The organism is Polynucleobacter sphagniphilus (assembly GCF_001953355.1).
Taxonomy (GTDB): domain Bacteria; phylum Pseudomonadota; class Gammaproteobacteria; order Burkholderiales; family Burkholderiaceae; genus Polynucleobacter; species Polynucleobacter sphagniphilus.
On record NZ_MPIY01000017.1, the window covers coordinates 308,950 to 324,508 of the forward strand.

Below are 15,559 nucleotides of genomic sequence, written 5' to 3' on the forward strand. Positions count from 1 at the left end.
TTCATGTCTTTGAAATGTGGCATCGTCGGCCTGCCTAATGTCGGCAAATCTACCCTCTTTAACGCGCTTACCAAAGCTGGAATCGCTGCAGAAAACTATCCCTTCTGCACGATTGAGCCCAATGTAGGTGTTGTTGAGGTTCCTGACCCCCGTTTAGCGGCTTTGGCTGAGATCGTCAAGCCAGAGCGGATACTTCCTGCCACAGTCGAGTTTGTCGATATTGCTGGTTTAGTGGCGGGCGCCTCCAAAGGAGAGGGTCTTGGTAATCAGTTTTTGGCGAATATTCGCGAAACCGATGCCATTACCCATGTGGTGCGTTGTTTTGATGATCCCAACATCATTCACGTTGCCGGGAAAATTGATCCAATTGCAGATATTGGCGTAATTGATACTGAGCTGGCCTTATCTGATCTCACTACGGTGGAGAAAACATTAAATCGCTCCTCTAAGGCCGCCAAATCAGGAAATGACAAAGAAGCTGCCGCATTAGTAGCTGTGTTGACTAAAGTGCAAGCCCACCTAGATCAGGCTTTACCGGTGCGCAGCATGCAGTTAACGGAAGAGGAAAATCTTGTTTTAAAGCCACTGTGCTTGATTACAGCCAAACCAGCGATGTATGTTGCCAATGTGAAAGAAGATGGATTTAGTAACAACCCACACTTAGATGCTGTAATTGCGCATGCCGCTAAAGAGGGTGCTCCAGTTGTGGCGGTCTGCGCCGCAATTGAGGCAGAAATCGCTGATTTGGATGATACTGATAAGGCCGAGTTCTTGTCAGATCTAGGTATGGATGAGCCGGGCTTGGACCGCGTTATTCGTGCTGGCTACCGTCTTTTGGGCCTGCAAACCTACTTTACGGCTGGTGTTAAAGAAGTGCGTGCATGGACGATTCATCAGGGTGATACTGCCCCACAAGCTGCTGGCGTGATCCATACTGATTTTGAGCGTGGCTTTATTCGCGCGCAGACTATTGCCTACGATGATTTCATTCAATTTAAAGGTGAAGCCGGCTCCAAAGAGGCTGGAAAAATGCGTGCAGAGGGCAAAGAGTATGTTGTCAAAGATGGCGATGTGCTCAACTTTCTGTTTAATGTATAGATGCTCAAAACAGCTTAGCTAGCCTTGCAAAAAAAAGCCCTTACATTTCTGTAGGAGCTTTTTGTTGCTAGCTTGGAAGTGGTCTAGTTCGCCTTAACGGCCTTCTCTAGACATTTTGAAATCTCTTCATAGCGTTTTAAGGCCAATTGTGTTGGTAATACCTCTTTTTTGCGACCATCATCATTGGCAACCATTTTGATATAGCCCATGGCACTCAAATTTTTGAGGCGGCCATGTAAAGTCGCTTGAGAACCCAAGTCGGCAAGAGAAATTAGATCGCCTACTAAGGTCGATTCATTAGCTTGGTATGACAATACGATTTTATTAAGCAAGCCTTCTTCGATGTTGTCCAGTTTTTTCCCTGGATTAATGCGATCTAAGACATCGATCAGATTTAAAAATCGTAGATAGGATGAGGGTTTATTACTTGGCATGTTTTGGATGATTTGCTTAGATGCTTTTATGAGTATATTCCCTTAAAGTACAAAAATAATTAAGAAGCTACTACTTAAATCAAATTATATTGTTCGCAATGACTAAGTACACAACAGAAGGTCTCATTGGCATTGCAATTAGCGCGATTACTTACGCGCTACTTTTTTATCTAAATGACTGGTTAACGCAGTATGTAGCCTATGGTTTGGGTGTGAGCTGGATTTATTTACCCGCTGGCTTACGTTTATTTTTAACCCTCATCTTTGGATTTCCTGGTGCGCTTGGTATTGCATTAGCCACTTTTTTAATTAGCCACTTGGGCGTCTTCTCGCAAGACCTCGTCACTTGCATTGGTATTGCAATCATTTCAGGCTTTGCGCCCTATCTTGCGAGAGTGTTTGTTTTAATGAATATCAAGATTGCACCAGATTTAAGCGATCTTAATTTCCCCAAGCTCTTATTTTGCATGGTGATTTATGCCTTATTCAGCTCTGGTTTGCATCAATGGTGGTTTGCCACTAGAGGCCTTGCAAATACTGGGGGTATTAATTACTTTATTGCGATGTTTACGGGCGATGTAATGGGCACAGTTTTGATGGTGACCAGTATTAAGTATGGTCTAGATTATTTAAAGGATTTCAGAAAAATAAGGCCTTAAGTCCTTCGCCTGGGTCGTTTGCGCGCATAAAGGCTTCCCCCACCAAAAATGCATTCACATTATGCTCACGCATCAGTTCAACGTCATTGCGACCCATGATTCCTGATTCAGTCACCAAGGTTTTATCCTGCGGCACCATAGAGAGTAGGGATAGGGTTGTTTGGAGAGTTACTTCAAATGTTTTGAGGTTGCGATTATTAATCCCAAGTAGAGGTGTTTTGAGTTCGAGAGCGCGCTCGAGTTCTGCGGCATCATGCACTTCTACTAGAACATCAAGGCCTAACTCGTGAGCACACACCTCAAGCTCTTTCATCTGATGAAGTCCAAGGCAAGCAACAATCAATAGAATCGCATCAGCCCCAATGGCACGAGCTTCATAGATTTGATAGGGGTCAATCGTAAAATCTTTTCTTAAGACTGGAATCTGGCATGCTGCACGCGCCGCTTGGAGATAGGCATTGCTGCCTTGAAAGTAGTCTGTATCAGTTAAAACCGATAAACAGGCTGCACCATTTTTTTCATACGTTTTTGCAATTTCTGCTGGAACAAAGTGGTCACGCAGAATGCCTTTGCTGGGGCTAGCTTTCTTGATTTCAGCAATCACCCCAGGCATTCCTGCGGCAATCTTTTGATGGATAGCATGAATGAAGCCACGTGTTTTCAGCAAGGGATCATGTTGATTGGCCTCTGCTTGTTCACGCTGATTTGCCAGCGAGATTTTTTTTGAGTGTGCCGCAACCTCTATTTTTTTGGTCGCAACAATTTTATCGAGAATATCGCTCATGAATTCAGTAATTAGTTAATTTGGCTGGCGCTTACAAATTGATTGAGTTTTTGACGGGCTGCTCCTGAGGCAATTGCGACTTTTGCCATTGCAATACCTTGGGTGATATCTTTTGCAATACCTGCAACATACAAGGTAGCTCCAGCATTGAAGCAAACGATATCACTTGCTGACCCAGCTTTGCCATCCAATACATCAAGCACTATTTTTTTCGATTCTTCTGCATTGGCGACTTGAAAGCTATTGGTCAATGCCGTACTGAAACCAAATTGACTTGGATGAATTTCGTATTCGCGCACTAAACCATCTTTAAGTTCGCCAACAAGAGTGGGGCCCTCAAGAGAAATCTCATCCAGTCCATCACGGCCATATACAACCAAAGCATGTGTCATTCCAAGAGCATGCAAGACCCTTGCCTGGATACCCACCAGATCTGGATGAAAGACGCCCATCAAGATGCGTTTTGCATCTGCTGGATTAGTTAGTGGTCCGAGGATATTAAAAATCGTGCGCACACCCAATTCCTTGCGGATGGGGGCTACATTTTTCATGGCAGGGTGATGGTTAGGCGCAAACATGAAGCCTGCCCCCACCTCCGTGATGCAATGAGCAACTTGGTCGGCTGATAGGTCGAGTCTGACGCCGAGAGATTCTAAAACATCAGCACTGCCAGATTTACTGCTCACACTGCGATTGCCGTGTTTAGCAATTTTTGCTCCTGCGGCTGCCGCAACAAACATCGCTGCAGTAGAGATATTGAAGGTGTGCGCCCCGTCGCCCCCTGTGCCAACTACATCGACCAAATGACTGCGGTCAGTGACTTCTACGGGTGTGGCAAATTCGCGCATGACTTGTGCTGCTGCTGCAATTTCACCAACAGTTTCTTTTTTAGTCCGCAGTGCAATTAAGAGGCCTGCAACCAAAGTGGGGTGCATTTCTCCGCTCATAATGAGGCGCATCATTGCTGTCATTTCATCATGAAACAATTCTCGATGTTCAATGCAGCGCTGTAATGCTTCTTGGGGGGTAATGGGCATAAGCTGGTTTGCTGAATTAATTATTTTTCAGAAAATTCTGAAGCAGCGCATGGCCATACTCTGAAAGAATGGATTCAGGGTGAAATTGCACGCCTTCAACTGCCAGCTGGCGATGACGCACACCCATAATTTCACCATCAGAAGATGTAGCGGTAATTTCCAGTTCTGCTGGAATAGAGCTTTTCTCAATTGCAAGCGAGTGATACCGAGTCACCTTAAATGGATTAGGGAGATCTTTAAAGACGCCCTCACCAGTGTGTGAGATCAAATCAGTCTTGCCGTGCATGACTTTTTGGGCGCGAATAATTTTTCCACCAAATGCTTCACCAATCGCCTGATGACCCAAGCACACTCCAAGAATGGGAATCTGACCTGCATAGCGTTTAATTGTGTCCACTGAAATTCCAGCCTCTGCTGGACTACAGGGTCCCGGTGAAATACAAATACGCGCAGGATGTAAGGCGGCAATTGCATCAACAGTAATCTCGTCATTACGAACTACCTTTACCTCTTCACCCAATTCTGCAAAATATTGCACGAGGTTGTAGGTAAAAGAATCATAGTTATCAATCATTAGGAGCATCAAGTCCTCCTTGTACTAAATCGGCGGCCATTAAGACGGCGCGCGCCTTGGCTTCGGTTTCTTTCCATTCGGCAGTTGGATCAGAGTCTGCCACTACCCCAGCACCCGCTTGAGAGTGAAGCATGCCATCGTGAATGACGCCGGTACGAATTGCAATGGCTACATCCATATCGCCCGAGTAAGAGAGGTAGCCAACCGCGCCGCCATAAACGCCCCGTTTGACAATCTCCATCTCATCAATGATTTCCATTGCTCTTATTTTTGGTGCACCAGATAAGGTTCCGGCAGGAAAGGTAGCGCGTAATACATCCATATTGCTCATATTGTCGAGCAATTCTCCCTCTACAGAGCTGACGATATGTTGCACGTGAGAATATTTCTCAATCGACATCGAGTCAGTCACTTTGACAGAACCGGTTTTAGCAATGCGCCCAACATCATTACGCGCAAGATCAATCAACATCACATGCTCAGCAATTTCTTTTGGATCAGCCAATAGTTCTGTGGCTAGACGTTCATCTTCTTCGGGAGTGGCGCCACGCGGACGAGTTCCAGCCAACGGACGAATAGTCACCATCTTTGCCGATCCCCGCTTTTCTTGGCGTACCAAAATCTCTGGGGACGAACCTACCACTTGTAAATCCCCAAAGTCGTAGTAGTACATATAAGGCGATGGGTTTAAGGAGCGCAATGCTCTATAGAGTGACAGGGGTGAATCTGTGAATGGTTTGCTAATGCGCTGCCCAATCACAACCTGCATGCAATCGCCTGCCAAGATATATTCTTTGGTTTTGCGAACTGCATTTTCAAAATCTTCAGTTTTAAATCGACGAATTAACTCTGTTTTTTTGCTGGCTTTAGAAGTAGGCATGCTCACCGGTTTGCTTAAGCAAGCAAGTAACTCTTTAAGTCTGGCATGAGCCCTTTCGTAGCCATCAGGCAAGCTTGGGTCGGCGTACACGATGAAATAGATTCGTCCAGCTACGTTATCCACCACTGCAAGTTCTTCAGTGAGCATTAACTGAATATCGGGAACGCCTAATTCATCGGGAAGGCTATGCCTTGCCAAGCGAGATTCAATATACCGAACGGTGTCATATCCAAAGTAACCAGCCAAGCCACCGCAAAAGCGAGGGAGGCCAGGTTGTAGTGCAACCTTAAAACGCTTGAAATAAGCATCCACAAAATCGAGCGGATTATCGCGATTGGTTTCAACTACTTTGCCATCAGTAAGAACCTCAGTAAGCGGCTCAATTGGGGTACCAACGGTTCTTAAAACAGTTTTGGCTGGTAAGCCGATAAAAGAAAAACGCCCAAAGCGCTCGCCACCTAAAACGGATTCGAGTAGGTAGGTATTTTTTTTACCAAAGGCCTGTGTCAGCTTTACATAAAGCGATAAGGGGGTTTCTAGATCAGCCAAAACCTCTTTTACGAGAGGGATGCGATTAAACCCCTGTTTAGCTAGGGCACTAAATTCTTCACGTTGCATTAGATGTTTCCTAGCTCAGTGCGCATCGCCTCAATCACTGCCGTGTAATTTTCTTTGCCAAAAATAGCAGAGCCAGCCACAAAAGTATCGGCACCCGCTTTTGCAACTTGAGCAATATTGTCAACTTTGATACCGCCATCTACTTCAAGGCGAATATGGCGACCAGTTTCTTGTTGATACCGGTCTAGGCGAGCACGTACATCAGCAATTTTCTGCAGCGTGCTCGGAATAAATGATTGCCCACCAAACCCTGGATTGACTGACATGAGTAAAACAAGGTCAACTAATTCAAGGGTGTGATCTAAATAGGCAAGCGAAGTTGCTGGATTTAAGACAATACCGGCTTGGCAACCTTGATCTCGAATGAGATTGAGCGTGCGGTTTACATGGGGGCTCGCTTCTGGATGAAAGCTAATAAGGTCTGCTCCAGCCTTGGCAAAATCCGGAACAATCCGGTCAACTGGCTCAACCATTAAATGGACATCGATCAGGGCAGGTTTGCCGTTTTTCATGGCGTGCGGACGGATTGCCTCACAGACCAGGGGGCCAATAGTGAGGTTGGGGACATAATGATTGTCCATCACGTCAAAGTGAATCCAGTCGGCACCCGCAACTAATACGTCTTGAACTTCCTTGCCTAGACAGGCAAAGTCAGCCGACAAAATAGAGGGGGCAATGACAAATTGGGTGTCTGAAGTTGATTTCTGGCTATCCATCCCTAGATTCTAGCTTGCAGTTGGCTTCTGGATGGAGCAGAATTCCTCCATGAACCCTCACGAAATCAGCATTATGGTCAGAACTCAGTATTTATCAGAGCAATCTGACCCAGATAACCACCAATTTGCCTTTGCCTACACCGTCACTATCCGTAATACGGGACAGTCTAGTGTTCAGTTGATTGCCCGTCATTGGCTCATTACGGATGGAGACAACGATGTTCAAGAGGTTCGGGGTTTGGGTGTGGTTGGTCAGCAACCCTTATTGCGCTCTGGAGAGCATTTTGAATACACCAGTTGGGCTACTTTACCCACCCCAGCGGGAACCATGCGTGGCGAATATTTTTGCGTTACTGAGGATGCCCAGTTCTTCCAAGCCCCCATCCCTGAGTTTGCGCTGGTGATGCCTAGAACCCTACATTAAAGCTTGATAGAGCTATTTTTTCCCTTTGCCGGTCCAAAGGACAATGAACAAGAGCAGCGCCAGTGCCAGACCTGCTTCAAAGACAAACATCAGCATTGGGTATTCATCAAGTAAATTGGCAATCATGATTTCTATGTTCAGATTAAAAGCGATGCAGTGTGTTGGGGTAAAAAAGACTGTCCTAAGTGTATTCCTTCTCGCGGTAGCAGCGTTGATTTTGGGGTGCACTACCCCACCAACCCGTGGCTCCGCAAGCCGCCCCTCAAGCGCCAATGGCAGCGCCTACAGCTCTTCAAAAGCAAGCTTTACTCTGGCATCGTGGCAGGATTTACCAGGCTGGCAAGATGATGACTTATCCCAGGCATGGCCCGCATGGCTAAAGAGTTGTGACGCGCTGCGAAAACGAAGTAGTGAGGTCAACTGGCGCACGGTATGTTCGCAAGTCGACTCAGTCAACGGTAATAGTACGACTGCCATTCGTCGATATTTTGAAGCGCACTTTCAGGTGTATGAAGTACGCAATTCCTCTGGCAGCAATACTGGCTTAATCACCGGCTATTACGAACCCGTGATGAATGGCTCTCTTGTGCGCACTGCAAGTTATACCGTTCCTCTCTATCGCTACCCCAGCGCCTGGAAAAATACTAAGCCTAATCCAGGACCTACTCGTGCACAATTGATCAGCTCAGGAATGCTGACGGGCTCTGAGATTGCTTGGGTTCAAGACCCTGTAGCGGCAGCATTCATGCAAATACAGGGCTCAGGAAAAATTCGTCTTGAGGATGGCCGCGTTCTTCGTCTCGGATTTGCCGGTACAAATGACCAACCATTTAAGTCATTTGCACAGTGGCTGTTAGATCGTAAGGAAATTACTCGTGGTGAAGCTACGATGCAGGGTATTTCAAATTGGGCAAAACAACATCCTAGTCGCGTCGATGAAATGCTCAATGCCAATCCCCGCTTTGTCTTTTTCAAAGAGCTGCCGGGCAATGTCAGTGCTGAGCTAGGGCCCAATGGCGCGCTGGGCGTGCCTTTAACGGCGGAAAGAAGTATTGCAATTGATCTTCAGGCAATGCCTTTAGGCGCCCCAGTATTTATACTAACTACTAAACCATTAAGCAGTCAGCCATTACAAAAATTAGTCATGGCGCAAGATACGGGTAAGGCAATTGTAGGTGGTGTCAGGGCCGACTATTACTGGGGTTCTGGTGAGTCTGCCGCAGAAATGGCTGGCCGTATGAAACAAAATGGAAGGATGTGGCTATTACTTCCTCGCTAGACCTGACTAAAAAAGAGTTAACTTTTTTCTAGAAAGCGCTGAGCGAGATTGACCCAGTAGTTCACACCAACCGGAATCAAAGCGTCATTAAAGTCATATGAGGGATTATGAAGATGGCATGGTCCCATACCATGGCCAACAGAGCGGTGATCGCCATCCCCATTACCCAGAAAAACATAGCAGCCAGGTTTCTGGAGCAGCATGAATGCAAAATCTTCGGCGCCCATAGTTGGATCAATGCGGTTGTCTACATTTTTATCTCCCACCAAATCTCTCATGACTTCGGTGGCAAATTGAACCTCTGCATCGTGATTGATAAGTGGTGGGTAATTACGGCTGAATTTAATTTCTGCTTGGCACTCGAAAGCGCTGGCAATGTTATGTGAAAGTTCACGTAGGCGACTTTCAATTAAATCGAGTACCTCTAGGGTAAAGGTGCGAACAGTGCCCCCAATAAATGCGCTCTCAGGAATGACATTACTGGTTTCCCCAGCATGAAATTGGGTGATGGATAAGACTGCAGCATCTATTGGGCGCTTATTGCGGGTGATGATGCTCTGTAGGGCTTGGGCAATTTGTACTCCAGTCAGCACGGGGTCAGCGCTGTTATGGGGCAAGGCTGCATGACCGCCTTTACCGGTGATCATGATTTCAAAGCTATTGCTAGAAGCCATCATTGGACCGCTTGTCACACCGAAGTGGCCTTCCGGTAAGCCGGGCCAGTTATGCAATCCAAACACTGCATCACATGGAAATTGTTCAAAAAGGCCGTCGTTAATCATTTCTTGAGCACCAGCACCACCCTCCTCGGCGGGCTGAAAAATGAATATGACAGTCCCTTTAAAGTTGCGGTGATTTGATAGATATTCGGCGGCGCCCAAGAGCATGGCTGTATGACCATCATGACCGCAAGCATGCATTTTTCCTGGATTTTGCGAAGTATGCGCAAAAGAGTTGTGTTCTTGTAGGGGTAGTGCATCCATATCGGCGCGCAAGCCAATCATCTTGCCTGGACCGAGATCGCCCTCTAATTTGCCAACGACCCCTGTTTTTCCCAAACCACGAAAAACGGTAATACCCCAGCTTGAAAGTGCTTGGGCAACCAGATCTGATGTGCGATTCTCTTCAAAACGCAATTCTGGATGGGCATGAATATTGCGCCTTATTTCTTGAATTGCTTGAGCGGAATCGACGATTTCAGGTAGTAATCGCATAGCTTCATCTTATCCGAAACTGATCCTCAATGCACTTAGTGTCAGCCTCTAGAGTCAGTTGATAGGTTCAGGGGGTATTTATATGCTGTGCAGCAAATTGCAATGCGTCTAAAGAATAGGGCATATCGCTTGCCTTTCCCAAGTCTTTTGGCAACGAGGGGATTAGCCCCAAATAGGGTGCTGCAATACGTTCTTTGAGTGTTTGGATATTTTCATGAAGTAGTGGCATCGCATTAGCAAGGGTATTAGCAACCCATCCTGCAATTGGTAGATTGCGAGTTTTTAATGCTTCACAACTTAACAAAGCATGGTTAATACATCCCAAACGCATGCCAACGACCAGAATCACCGGTAGATTCATTGATTGGGCTATGTCACCTAAATTCTCATCCTGGTTAAGGGGCACCAAAAATCCACCTGCACCCTCTACGATTACTGCATCAAAATTCCTGGAAATTTCATGAAAAGCCTTGAGAATGACATCACTTTCTAAATGAATGCCTTTGGCTTTTGCGCTCAAATGTGGCGCTGCTGGTTGATCCAAAATATAGGGACATAAGTGATTCACTTGATCGGCAGGGAGCTTGGATGCGATACGCAATGTTTCGAGATCTTCATTCAGACTTTGCCCATTGTGATCAAGGTAAGTACCCGCAACCACTGGCTTGAAACCAACGGTATTGATCCCAGTTTCTCGCAGTTTCACAATGAGCGCACCGCTCACCAATGTTTTGCCAACTTCGGTATCGGTGCCAGTAATAAAGAATCCCGGCGTTCTCTTCATGATGTAGATTCCAACACTTTTTTCTCGATTACTTGCAATGTTTTAATCAGCTCCCGTACATCTTCTTCGCTATGGTTGGCGGAAAAAGTAATGCGTAAACGCGAGCTACCTACGGGTACGGTTGGAGGACGAATTGCTGGAATCCAGTACCCCGCCTCATCTAATAACTTTGCAGCTTGCAATGCATTTGCATTACTCCCCAACACAATAGGTTGAATAGGCGTTGGTGAATTTAACTTCTGCCATTTTGAGAAGATCATTTCAGTCTGCCAAATAGAAATCAGTCTAACTAGTTGGGCGCGACGTAATTGTCCTTCATCCCCCTCTATGAGCTCTAAGCTCTTTTGCACGGTATAGCCAATAGCAGGAGGTGTAGCGGTACTGTAAATGTACGGACGACCTTTTTGAATAAGCCATTGAATCAATGACTCCTGCGCACAAATGAAAGCGCCACTCACGCCAGCCGCTTTCCCAAGAGTGCCGATATAGACGAGCCTATCAGAGGCAATATTGAGTTGCTCTAAGAGGCCATGACCATGCGCACCAAGCACGCCAAAGCCATGGGCATCATCCACTATGAGCAATGCATCTTCTTTGGTTGCAAGTCTCAGTAATTCTTGAAGTGGGGCAATGTCCCCATCCATGCTGAAGACGCCATCGACCACAATCATTTTTAGGGGAGAGGAATCTTTTTCTATTAACTGAGCCAGAGTATCTAAGTGGGTATGATCAAACAAATGTACTGTTGCTTTGGTTTGTGCTTTTGCTAAGCGGACCCCATCAATCAGGGAGGCATGATTTAAAGATGCCGAATAAATACTAGCTTGGCCTTCTGGCGCTAATCTTGCGAACCCAGTCAGCGCAGCAATATTAGCCATGTATCCAGTGCTAAAAAAAAGTGCTTTTACATCTGGTATGTGCTTATCTTGAAACTGCGCCAATTTTTTTTCTAGCAAGTCATGAGCGATGCTGTGGCCACTAATTAAGTGTGATGCTCCGCTCCCAACGCCAAATTTGACAACCCCTTCTCGGAGCGCCTCTACTAAGACTGGATGATTGGCAAGGCCCAAATAGTCATTACTACAAAAGGCCTTCAAGCTTTTTTGCTCTACATGTACATGCGTATCGCAAGGTGATTGAGTAATGCGTAATTTTCTGAGTAATAACTCTGAATTCAATTGCGCAAGTTGCTGCTGTGCCAAATCAATTGCATAAACATGTTTTTTATCTGTCATGCTAATACCTGCTCAAGTGCACGTTGTACTGCCTGACCTAGTTCGATAGTTTCATTGGTTGATAGAACATAAGGAGGCATGACATAAATAGTATTGCCAATGGGTCTGATAAGCACTCCCTCTTGCAGACTGGCAGAAAACATTTCTCGTGGAAAGGTATTTGGATTTTTCAAATACCCAGTACGTACATCAAAAGCAAGAATCATGCCCTGCTGGCGCCAGTGCTCTATGCGAGGATCAATTTTTGCCCATGCAAATGCATTCGCTAAATCCTTTGATCGCTCAATATTTTTCTCAAGCACATTATCAGTTTCGAATATTTCTAAACAAGCCAAGGCGGCCGCGCAGGCGAGGGGATTGCCGGTGTAGGAATGGGAATGTAAAAAGCCGTGTTTAGTTTGGTCTTGATAAAAGGCGCGATAGATGGTGTCTGTTGTGAGGCAGATAGATAGTGGTAGATAACCGCCGCTAATACCTTTTGATAAGGTTAAAAAATCAGGCCAAATACCCGCATGCTCGCAGGCAAAAAAATTTACCTGTACGGCCACAACCGACAGCAATTTCATCGGCTATCAAATGGATTTCATAGCGATCACATAAGACTCTTAGTTGGCGAAGATATGCAGGCGAATACATCGCCATCTGCCCTGCGCACTGAATCAGTGGCTCCACAATGATTGCCGCAATGTTTTGATGCTCTTTAGAAAGAATGGTTTCCAAATCTGTTGCTGCTCGCTTGGCGACATCCTCTGCCGTTTCTCCATCTTGGGCTAAGCGTGCGTCTGGTGATGGTGCAGTCAATACTTCCTGAAGGAGCGATCCATAAGCTTCGCGAAAAATCGCCACATCAGTAACGGCAAGTGCCCCCAAGGTTTCACCATGGTAGCCATTATGCAAGCAGACAAATTTTTTCTTTGCAGGTTTATTTTGATGTCGCCAATAATGGTGACTCATCTTTAAAGCAATTTCCACTGCCGAGGCGCCATCAGATGCATAAAAAGCATGCCCTAAATTCCCTTGGGTTAATGCGGATAGTTTTTCCGATAGCTGCACAACCGGTGGATGTGTGAAGCCTGCAAGCATCACGTGCTCAATTTTTTCTAATTGCTCGCAAATTGCCTGATTAATGCGTGGGTTTGCATGACCAAATAAATTAGTCCACCAAGAGCTAATGCCATCGAGTATCACTCGTCCTTGATCATCGTAGAGCCATGCTCCCTTACCTTTTGTAATGGCAATTAAGGGCAAGGACTCGTGCTGCTTCATTTGGGTGCAGGGATGCCAAACTGCAGATAAGCTCCTTGAAACCCAGTTCATTTGATTTAGATTAGAACTCATGGTGTTTTTCATTCCTTATATTTGACCATTAGTTTTTGCTCGTATAGGCTTCTTTCTGTTATGTTTATGCCTTGATTTAATCTAATTTCTGGAATTCGACCATGCTGGACGCTCAAACCACTAAAAAACCCCTTACCCATATCAAATCAAGGGCTGGCTTGCGCAAAGAGCTTGACGCAGCTGGAAATTGGACGGTCGCTCAAATCGAGGCCTTATTTGCGCTGCCTTTTAATGAGCTAATGCGCCAGGCTCAGGAAACGCATAAAGCCAGTTTTCCGGAGGGCGATATTGAATTGGCCACCCTCTTATCCATTAAGACGGGCGGCTGCCCTGAGGACTGTGGGTACTGTCCTCAAGCGGCTCGATATGACACAGACGTCAAAGCGGATAAGCTGATGGATCTAGACCAAGTGCTGGAGGCTGCTAAAGCTGCCAAGGCCGCTGGGTCAAATCGTTTCTGTATGGGTGCAGCATGGCGCGAACCCAAAGACCGCGATATTGAAAAAGTGACTGCCATGATTAAGGGCGTAAAAGCCCTGGGATTAGAGACTTGCGCCACCCTCGGAATGTTAGAGGCAGGCCAGGCTCAAGCCCTTCAGGAGGCTGGTTTGGACTTCTATAACCATAATTTGGATACCAGCGAAGATTTTTACCGCTCGGTAATTTCAACTCGCGGCTACCAAGACCGTTTAGATACGATTTCAAATGTGCGCGCTGCAGGCATGTCTGTTTGCTGTGGTGGTATTGTCGGAATGGGCGAGTCACGGGAGCAGCGTGCTGCATTCTTGACTCAATTGGCTAATTTGAGTCCTTACCCTGAATCAGTGCCAATTAATCATTTGGTACCCGTTGCGGGAACACCATTGGCAGATCAAAAGCCGCTCGATCCCCTTGAATTCGTTAGAACCATTGCCGTCGCTCGCATTACTATGCCCCGTGCAAGAGTGCGTTTATCTGCCGGACGCCAAGAGCTGGGCAGGGCCGTCCAGGCTATGTGTTTTATGGCTGGCGCCAACTCGATTTTTTATGGTGAGCAACTACTTACTACCGGTAATCCCGAGGCAGAACAAGACCGAGAGCTGCTGGCTGAGCTAGGCTTAAAGACCAAACAAAGCTGCAAAACTGAAGTTTTGGTCTAATTTTCTAATGACCCCCATTGATCGCCTCATTATTGAATTTGATACCGCCCTGCGATCGGTCGTGGGGGGTGCAAATTCTCAGCGCCCAACGCCTGGCTCAGAACACACAAGCAATTCGTTTTTAGATGCGAGTGAACGCGAGCATGCTGCTGGCCTGATGCGCGTCAATCATGTGGGCGAGGTATGCGCCCAAGCCCTATACCAGTCCCAAAAGTTGGTGGCCCGTAAGAAAGAAATTCAGCAGATGTTGGATCACTCTGGCCAAGAGGAGATGGATCACTTGGCTTGGTGTGAAATGCGCCTGCAAGAGCTTGGTTCTCATACCAGCTACCTCAACCCTTTTTGGTATGCCGGCTCCTTTGCGATCGGCCTAGTAGCAGGCTTAGCGGGTGATAAGTGGAGTTTAGGTTTTGTAGCTGAGACAGAAAAACAAGTTGAAAATCATCTGGAGAGCCATCTCAAAAAATTGCCCGCAGAAGATCGCCGATCCAGAGCGATTGTTGAGCAAATGCGTGTGGATGAATTTGCGCATGGGCAGGCTGCCTTGAAAGCTGGTGGGGTGGATTTACCTCGTCCAATCAAGACAATCATGCAGCTGATGTCAAAAGTAATGACAAGTAGCGCTTACCGAATTTAATTCGATAATTTATTTGTACTTTTTTATTGAATATACTGTTCTTAAATACAGTATATTTTGGCAATACATGGGTAAATAGCTAAGAACTACTCTTAAGTATATTTTCCAAGGCCTTGTTTCAAGTAGTAATTTTAATATCTGTATTTTATCAAGACATGACGCTAAGTGTTTGTAAACACTAGAGAAATTCCCAAAAAATTACCCAAAAACACTTGACCCTAGTATGTTGATCCTCTAAAGTGGGAGGAAGTGTGAAAAAGTGGGGTAAAAGTGTTTCAAGGTGCGTCAGCTCTCAATTTGGATGCAAAAGGCCGCATGTCTGTGCCGGCAAAGCATCGTGACGCCTTGTTGGTGCAGGGTGAGGGTCGCATTACCCTTACAAAACACCCTGATGGATGCCTTTTATTGTTCCCACGCCCTGAATGGGAAGCCTTTCGTGCAAGAGTGGCTCAGTTGCCAATGGATGCACATTGGTGGCGCCGAATTTTCCTAGGAAATGCTGCTGAAGTTGATTTGGATAGTGCCGGCAGAATTTTAGTGAGCCCAGAATTACGCTCAGCGGCGGGCATTGAAAAAGAAGTGATGTTGCTTGGTATGGGCAGTCACTTGGAGTTGTGGGATGCAGCCTCATATGCTGCAAAAGAGCAAGCCGCGATTGCGCAAGGCATGCCTGAAGCACTCAAGCAATTTAATTTTTGATGACATGGCA

16 protein-coding genes and 1 pseudogene are annotated in these 15,559 nt (G+C 46.2%); 7 read left to right on the forward strand and 10 right to left on the reverse strand.

All coding sequences use genetic code 11. The features are described from left to right. The first annotated feature begins 3 nt into the window (after nucleotides 1-3). Nucleotides 4-1,098, forward strand: a complete 1,095-nt coding sequence (gene ychF / locus BOQ04_RS10380) for a redox-regulated ATPase YchF (protein WP_076024624.1) — start codon at nucleotides 4-6, stop codon at nucleotides 1,096-1,098. A gap of 83 nt (nucleotides 1,099-1,181) precedes the next feature. Here the strand turns inward: ychF and BOQ04_RS10385 are convergent, their stop codons facing one another. Next, a complete protein-coding gene (locus BOQ04_RS10385) occupies nucleotides 1,182-1,532 on the reverse strand; it encodes a hypothetical protein (protein WP_076024625.1) in 351 nt (116 codons plus the stop codon). 98 nt (nucleotides 1,533-1,630) lie between these two features. Between BOQ04_RS10385 and BOQ04_RS10390 the strand changes: the two genes are divergently transcribed. Beyond that, nucleotides 1,631-2,191, forward strand: coding sequence for a hypothetical protein (locus BOQ04_RS10390; RefSeq protein WP_076024626.1), 561 nt, complete (start codon nucleotides 1,631-1,633; stop codon nucleotides 2,189-2,191). Here the strand turns inward: BOQ04_RS10390 and trpC are convergent. From trpC to rpe, 5 genes are read right to left on the reverse strand one after another with little or no spacing between them, the layout of a single operon-like run. Beyond that, on the reverse strand, nucleotides 2,172-2,975 hold the full coding sequence (trpC, locus tag BOQ04_RS10395) for an indole-3-glycerol phosphate synthase TrpC (RefSeq protein ID WP_076024627.1): 804 nt from the start codon (nucleotides 2,973-2,975) through the stop codon (nucleotides 2,172-2,174). The two genes, BOQ04_RS10390 and trpC, sit on opposite strands and share 20 nt — an antisense overlap. A gap of 11 nt (nucleotides 2,976-2,986) precedes the next feature. Then, nucleotides 2,987-4,012 carry an anthranilate phosphoribosyltransferase gene (gene trpD, locus BOQ04_RS10400; RefSeq protein WP_076024628.1) on the reverse strand — a complete coding sequence of 342 codons (1,026 nt, stop codon included), beginning with the start codon at nucleotides 4,010-4,012 and terminating at the stop codon, nucleotides 2,987-2,989. 16 nt (nucleotides 4,013-4,028) lie between these two features. Next, the gene (locus BOQ04_RS10405) at nucleotides 4,029-4,595 is read right to left on the reverse strand and encodes an anthranilate synthase component II (RefSeq protein ID WP_076024629.1); all 567 of its coding nucleotides are present in this window, start codon (nucleotides 4,593-4,595) and stop codon (nucleotides 4,029-4,031) included. Beyond that, complete coding sequence (gene trpE, locus BOQ04_RS10410) at nucleotides 4,579-6,084, reverse strand: anthranilate synthase component I (RefSeq protein WP_076024630.1); 1,506 nt, start codon at nucleotides 6,082-6,084, stop codon at nucleotides 4,579-4,581. Before trpE ends, BOQ04_RS10405 begins: the two co-directional genes overlap by 17 nt. Further along, complete coding sequence (gene rpe / locus BOQ04_RS10415) at nucleotides 6,084-6,800, reverse strand: ribulose-phosphate 3-epimerase (protein WP_076024631.1); 717 nt, start codon at nucleotides 6,798-6,800, stop codon at nucleotides 6,084-6,086. Before rpe ends, trpE begins: the two co-directional genes overlap by 1 nt. Nucleotides 6,801-6,849: 49 nt before the next feature. On the opposite strand from rpe, the gene apaG reads away from it, so the two are divergent. Both apaG and mltA read left to right on the forward strand, forming a co-directional pair. Beyond that, a complete protein-coding gene (apaG, locus tag BOQ04_RS10420; protein ID WP_076024632.1) occupies nucleotides 6,850-7,224 on the forward strand; it encodes a Co2+/Mg2+ efflux protein ApaG in 375 nt (124 codons plus the stop codon). Nucleotides 7,225-7,348: 124 nt separating this feature from the next. Then, nucleotides 7,349-8,503, forward strand: a complete 1,155-nt coding sequence (gene mltA / locus BOQ04_RS10425) for a murein transglycosylase A (protein WP_076024633.1) — start codon at nucleotides 7,349-7,351, stop codon at nucleotides 8,501-8,503. A gap of 17 nt (nucleotides 8,504-8,520) precedes the next feature. On the opposite strand, the gene BOQ04_RS10430 is transcribed toward mltA, so the two are convergent. The 4 genes and pseudogenes from BOQ04_RS10430 to bioA form a co-directional block, all read right to left on the reverse strand. Then, nucleotides 8,521-9,717: a M20 aminoacylase family protein gene (locus tag BOQ04_RS10430; protein ID WP_076024634.1), complete on the reverse strand. Its 1,197-nt coding sequence runs from the start codon at nucleotides 9,715-9,717 to the stop codon at nucleotides 8,521-8,523. Between the two features lie 67 nt (nucleotides 9,718-9,784). Further along, nucleotides 9,785-10,501 (reverse strand): dethiobiotin synthase, encoded by a 717-nt coding sequence (bioD, locus tag BOQ04_RS10435; protein ID WP_076024635.1) that lies wholly within the window; start codon nucleotides 10,499-10,501, stop codon nucleotides 9,785-9,787. Next, nucleotides 10,498-11,736, reverse strand: coding sequence for an aminotransferase class I/II-fold pyridoxal phosphate-dependent enzyme (locus tag BOQ04_RS10440; protein ID WP_076024636.1), 1,239 nt, complete (start codon nucleotides 11,734-11,736; stop codon nucleotides 10,498-10,500). Before BOQ04_RS10440 ends, bioD begins: the two co-directional genes overlap by 4 nt. Beyond that, a pseudogene (gene bioA, locus BOQ04_RS11085) lies at nucleotides 11,733-13,086 on the reverse strand (adenosylmethionine--8-amino-7-oxononanoate transaminase). The gene BOQ04_RS10440 and the pseudogene bioA overlap by 4 nt, the downstream one beginning before the upstream one ends. 89 nt (nucleotides 13,087-13,175) lie before the next feature. Here bioA and bioB point away from each other — a divergent pair. The 3 genes from bioB to mraZ all read left to right on the forward strand — a co-directional run bounded on the left by bioB (nucleotide 13,176) and on the right by mraZ (nucleotide 15,549). After that, complete coding sequence (bioB, locus tag BOQ04_RS10450; RefSeq protein WP_083657591.1) at nucleotides 13,176-14,213, forward strand: biotin synthase BioB; 1,038 nt, start codon at nucleotides 13,176-13,178, stop codon at nucleotides 14,211-14,213. Nucleotides 14,214-14,229: 16 nt separating this feature from the next. Continuing rightward, on the forward strand, nucleotides 14,230-14,850 hold the full coding sequence (gene coq7 / locus BOQ04_RS10455) for a 2-polyprenyl-3-methyl-6-methoxy-1,4-benzoquinone monooxygenase (protein WP_198929333.1): 621 nt from the start codon (nucleotides 14,230-14,232) through the stop codon (nucleotides 14,848-14,850). 270 nt (nucleotides 14,851-15,120) lie between these two features. Beyond that, entirely contained in the window at nucleotides 15,121-15,549 is a 429-nt protein-coding gene (gene mraZ / locus BOQ04_RS10460) for a division/cell wall cluster transcriptional repressor MraZ (RefSeq protein WP_076024638.1), read from the forward strand. Nucleotides 15,550-15,559 lie beyond the last annotated feature (10 nt).

Bases quoted from the DNA above. Each gene is read 5' to 3' on its own strand.
- trpC (WP_076024627.1), bottom strand. From the start codon at position 2,975: ATGAGCGATATTCTCGATAAAATTGTTGCGACCAAAAAAATAGAGGTT.
- rpe (WP_076024631.1), bottom strand. From the start codon at position 6,800: ATGGATAGCCAGAAATCAACTTCAGACACCCAATTTGTCATTGCCCCC.
- BOQ04_RS10390 (WP_076024626.1), top strand. From the start codon at position 1,631: ATGACTAAGTACACAACAGAAGGTCTCATTGGCATTGCAATTAGCGCG.
- apaG (WP_076024632.1), top strand. From the start codon at position 6,850: ATGAACCCTCACGAAATCAGCATTATGGTCAGAACTCAGTATTTATCA.
- bioD (WP_076024635.1), bottom strand. From the start codon at position 10,501: ATGAAGAGAACGCCGGGATTCTTTATTACTGGCACCGATACCGAAGTT.
- BOQ04_RS10430 (WP_076024634.1), bottom strand. From the start codon at position 9,717: ATGCGATTACTACCTGAAATCGTCGATTCCGCTCAAGCAATTCAAGAA.
- trpE (WP_076024630.1), bottom strand. From the start codon at position 6,084: ATGCAACGTGAAGAATTTAGTGCCCTAGCTAAACAGGGGTTTAATCGC.
- trpD (WP_076024628.1), bottom strand. From the start codon at position 4,012: ATGCCCATTACCCCCCAAGAAGCATTACAGCGCTGCATTGAACATCGA.
- mltA (WP_076024633.1), top strand. From the start codon at position 7,349: ATGATTTCTATGTTCAGATTAAAAGCGATGCAGTGTGTTGGGGTAAAA.
- BOQ04_RS10440 (WP_076024636.1), bottom strand. From the start codon at position 11,736: ATGACAGATAAAAAACATGTTTATGCAATTGATTTGGCACAGCAGCAA.
- bioB (WP_083657591.1), top strand. From the start codon at position 13,176: ATGCTGGACGCTCAAACCACTAAAAAACCCCTTACCCATATCAAATCA.
- BOQ04_RS10405 (WP_076024629.1), bottom strand. From the start codon at position 4,595: ATGCTCCTAATGATTGATAACTATGATTCTTTTACCTACAACCTCGTG.
- BOQ04_RS10385 (WP_076024625.1), bottom strand. From the start codon at position 1,532: ATGCCAAGTAATAAACCCTCATCCTATCTACGATTTTTAAATCTGATC.
- ychF (WP_076024624.1), top strand. From the start codon at position 4: ATGTCTTTGAAATGTGGCATCGTCGGCCTGCCTAATGTCGGCAAATCT.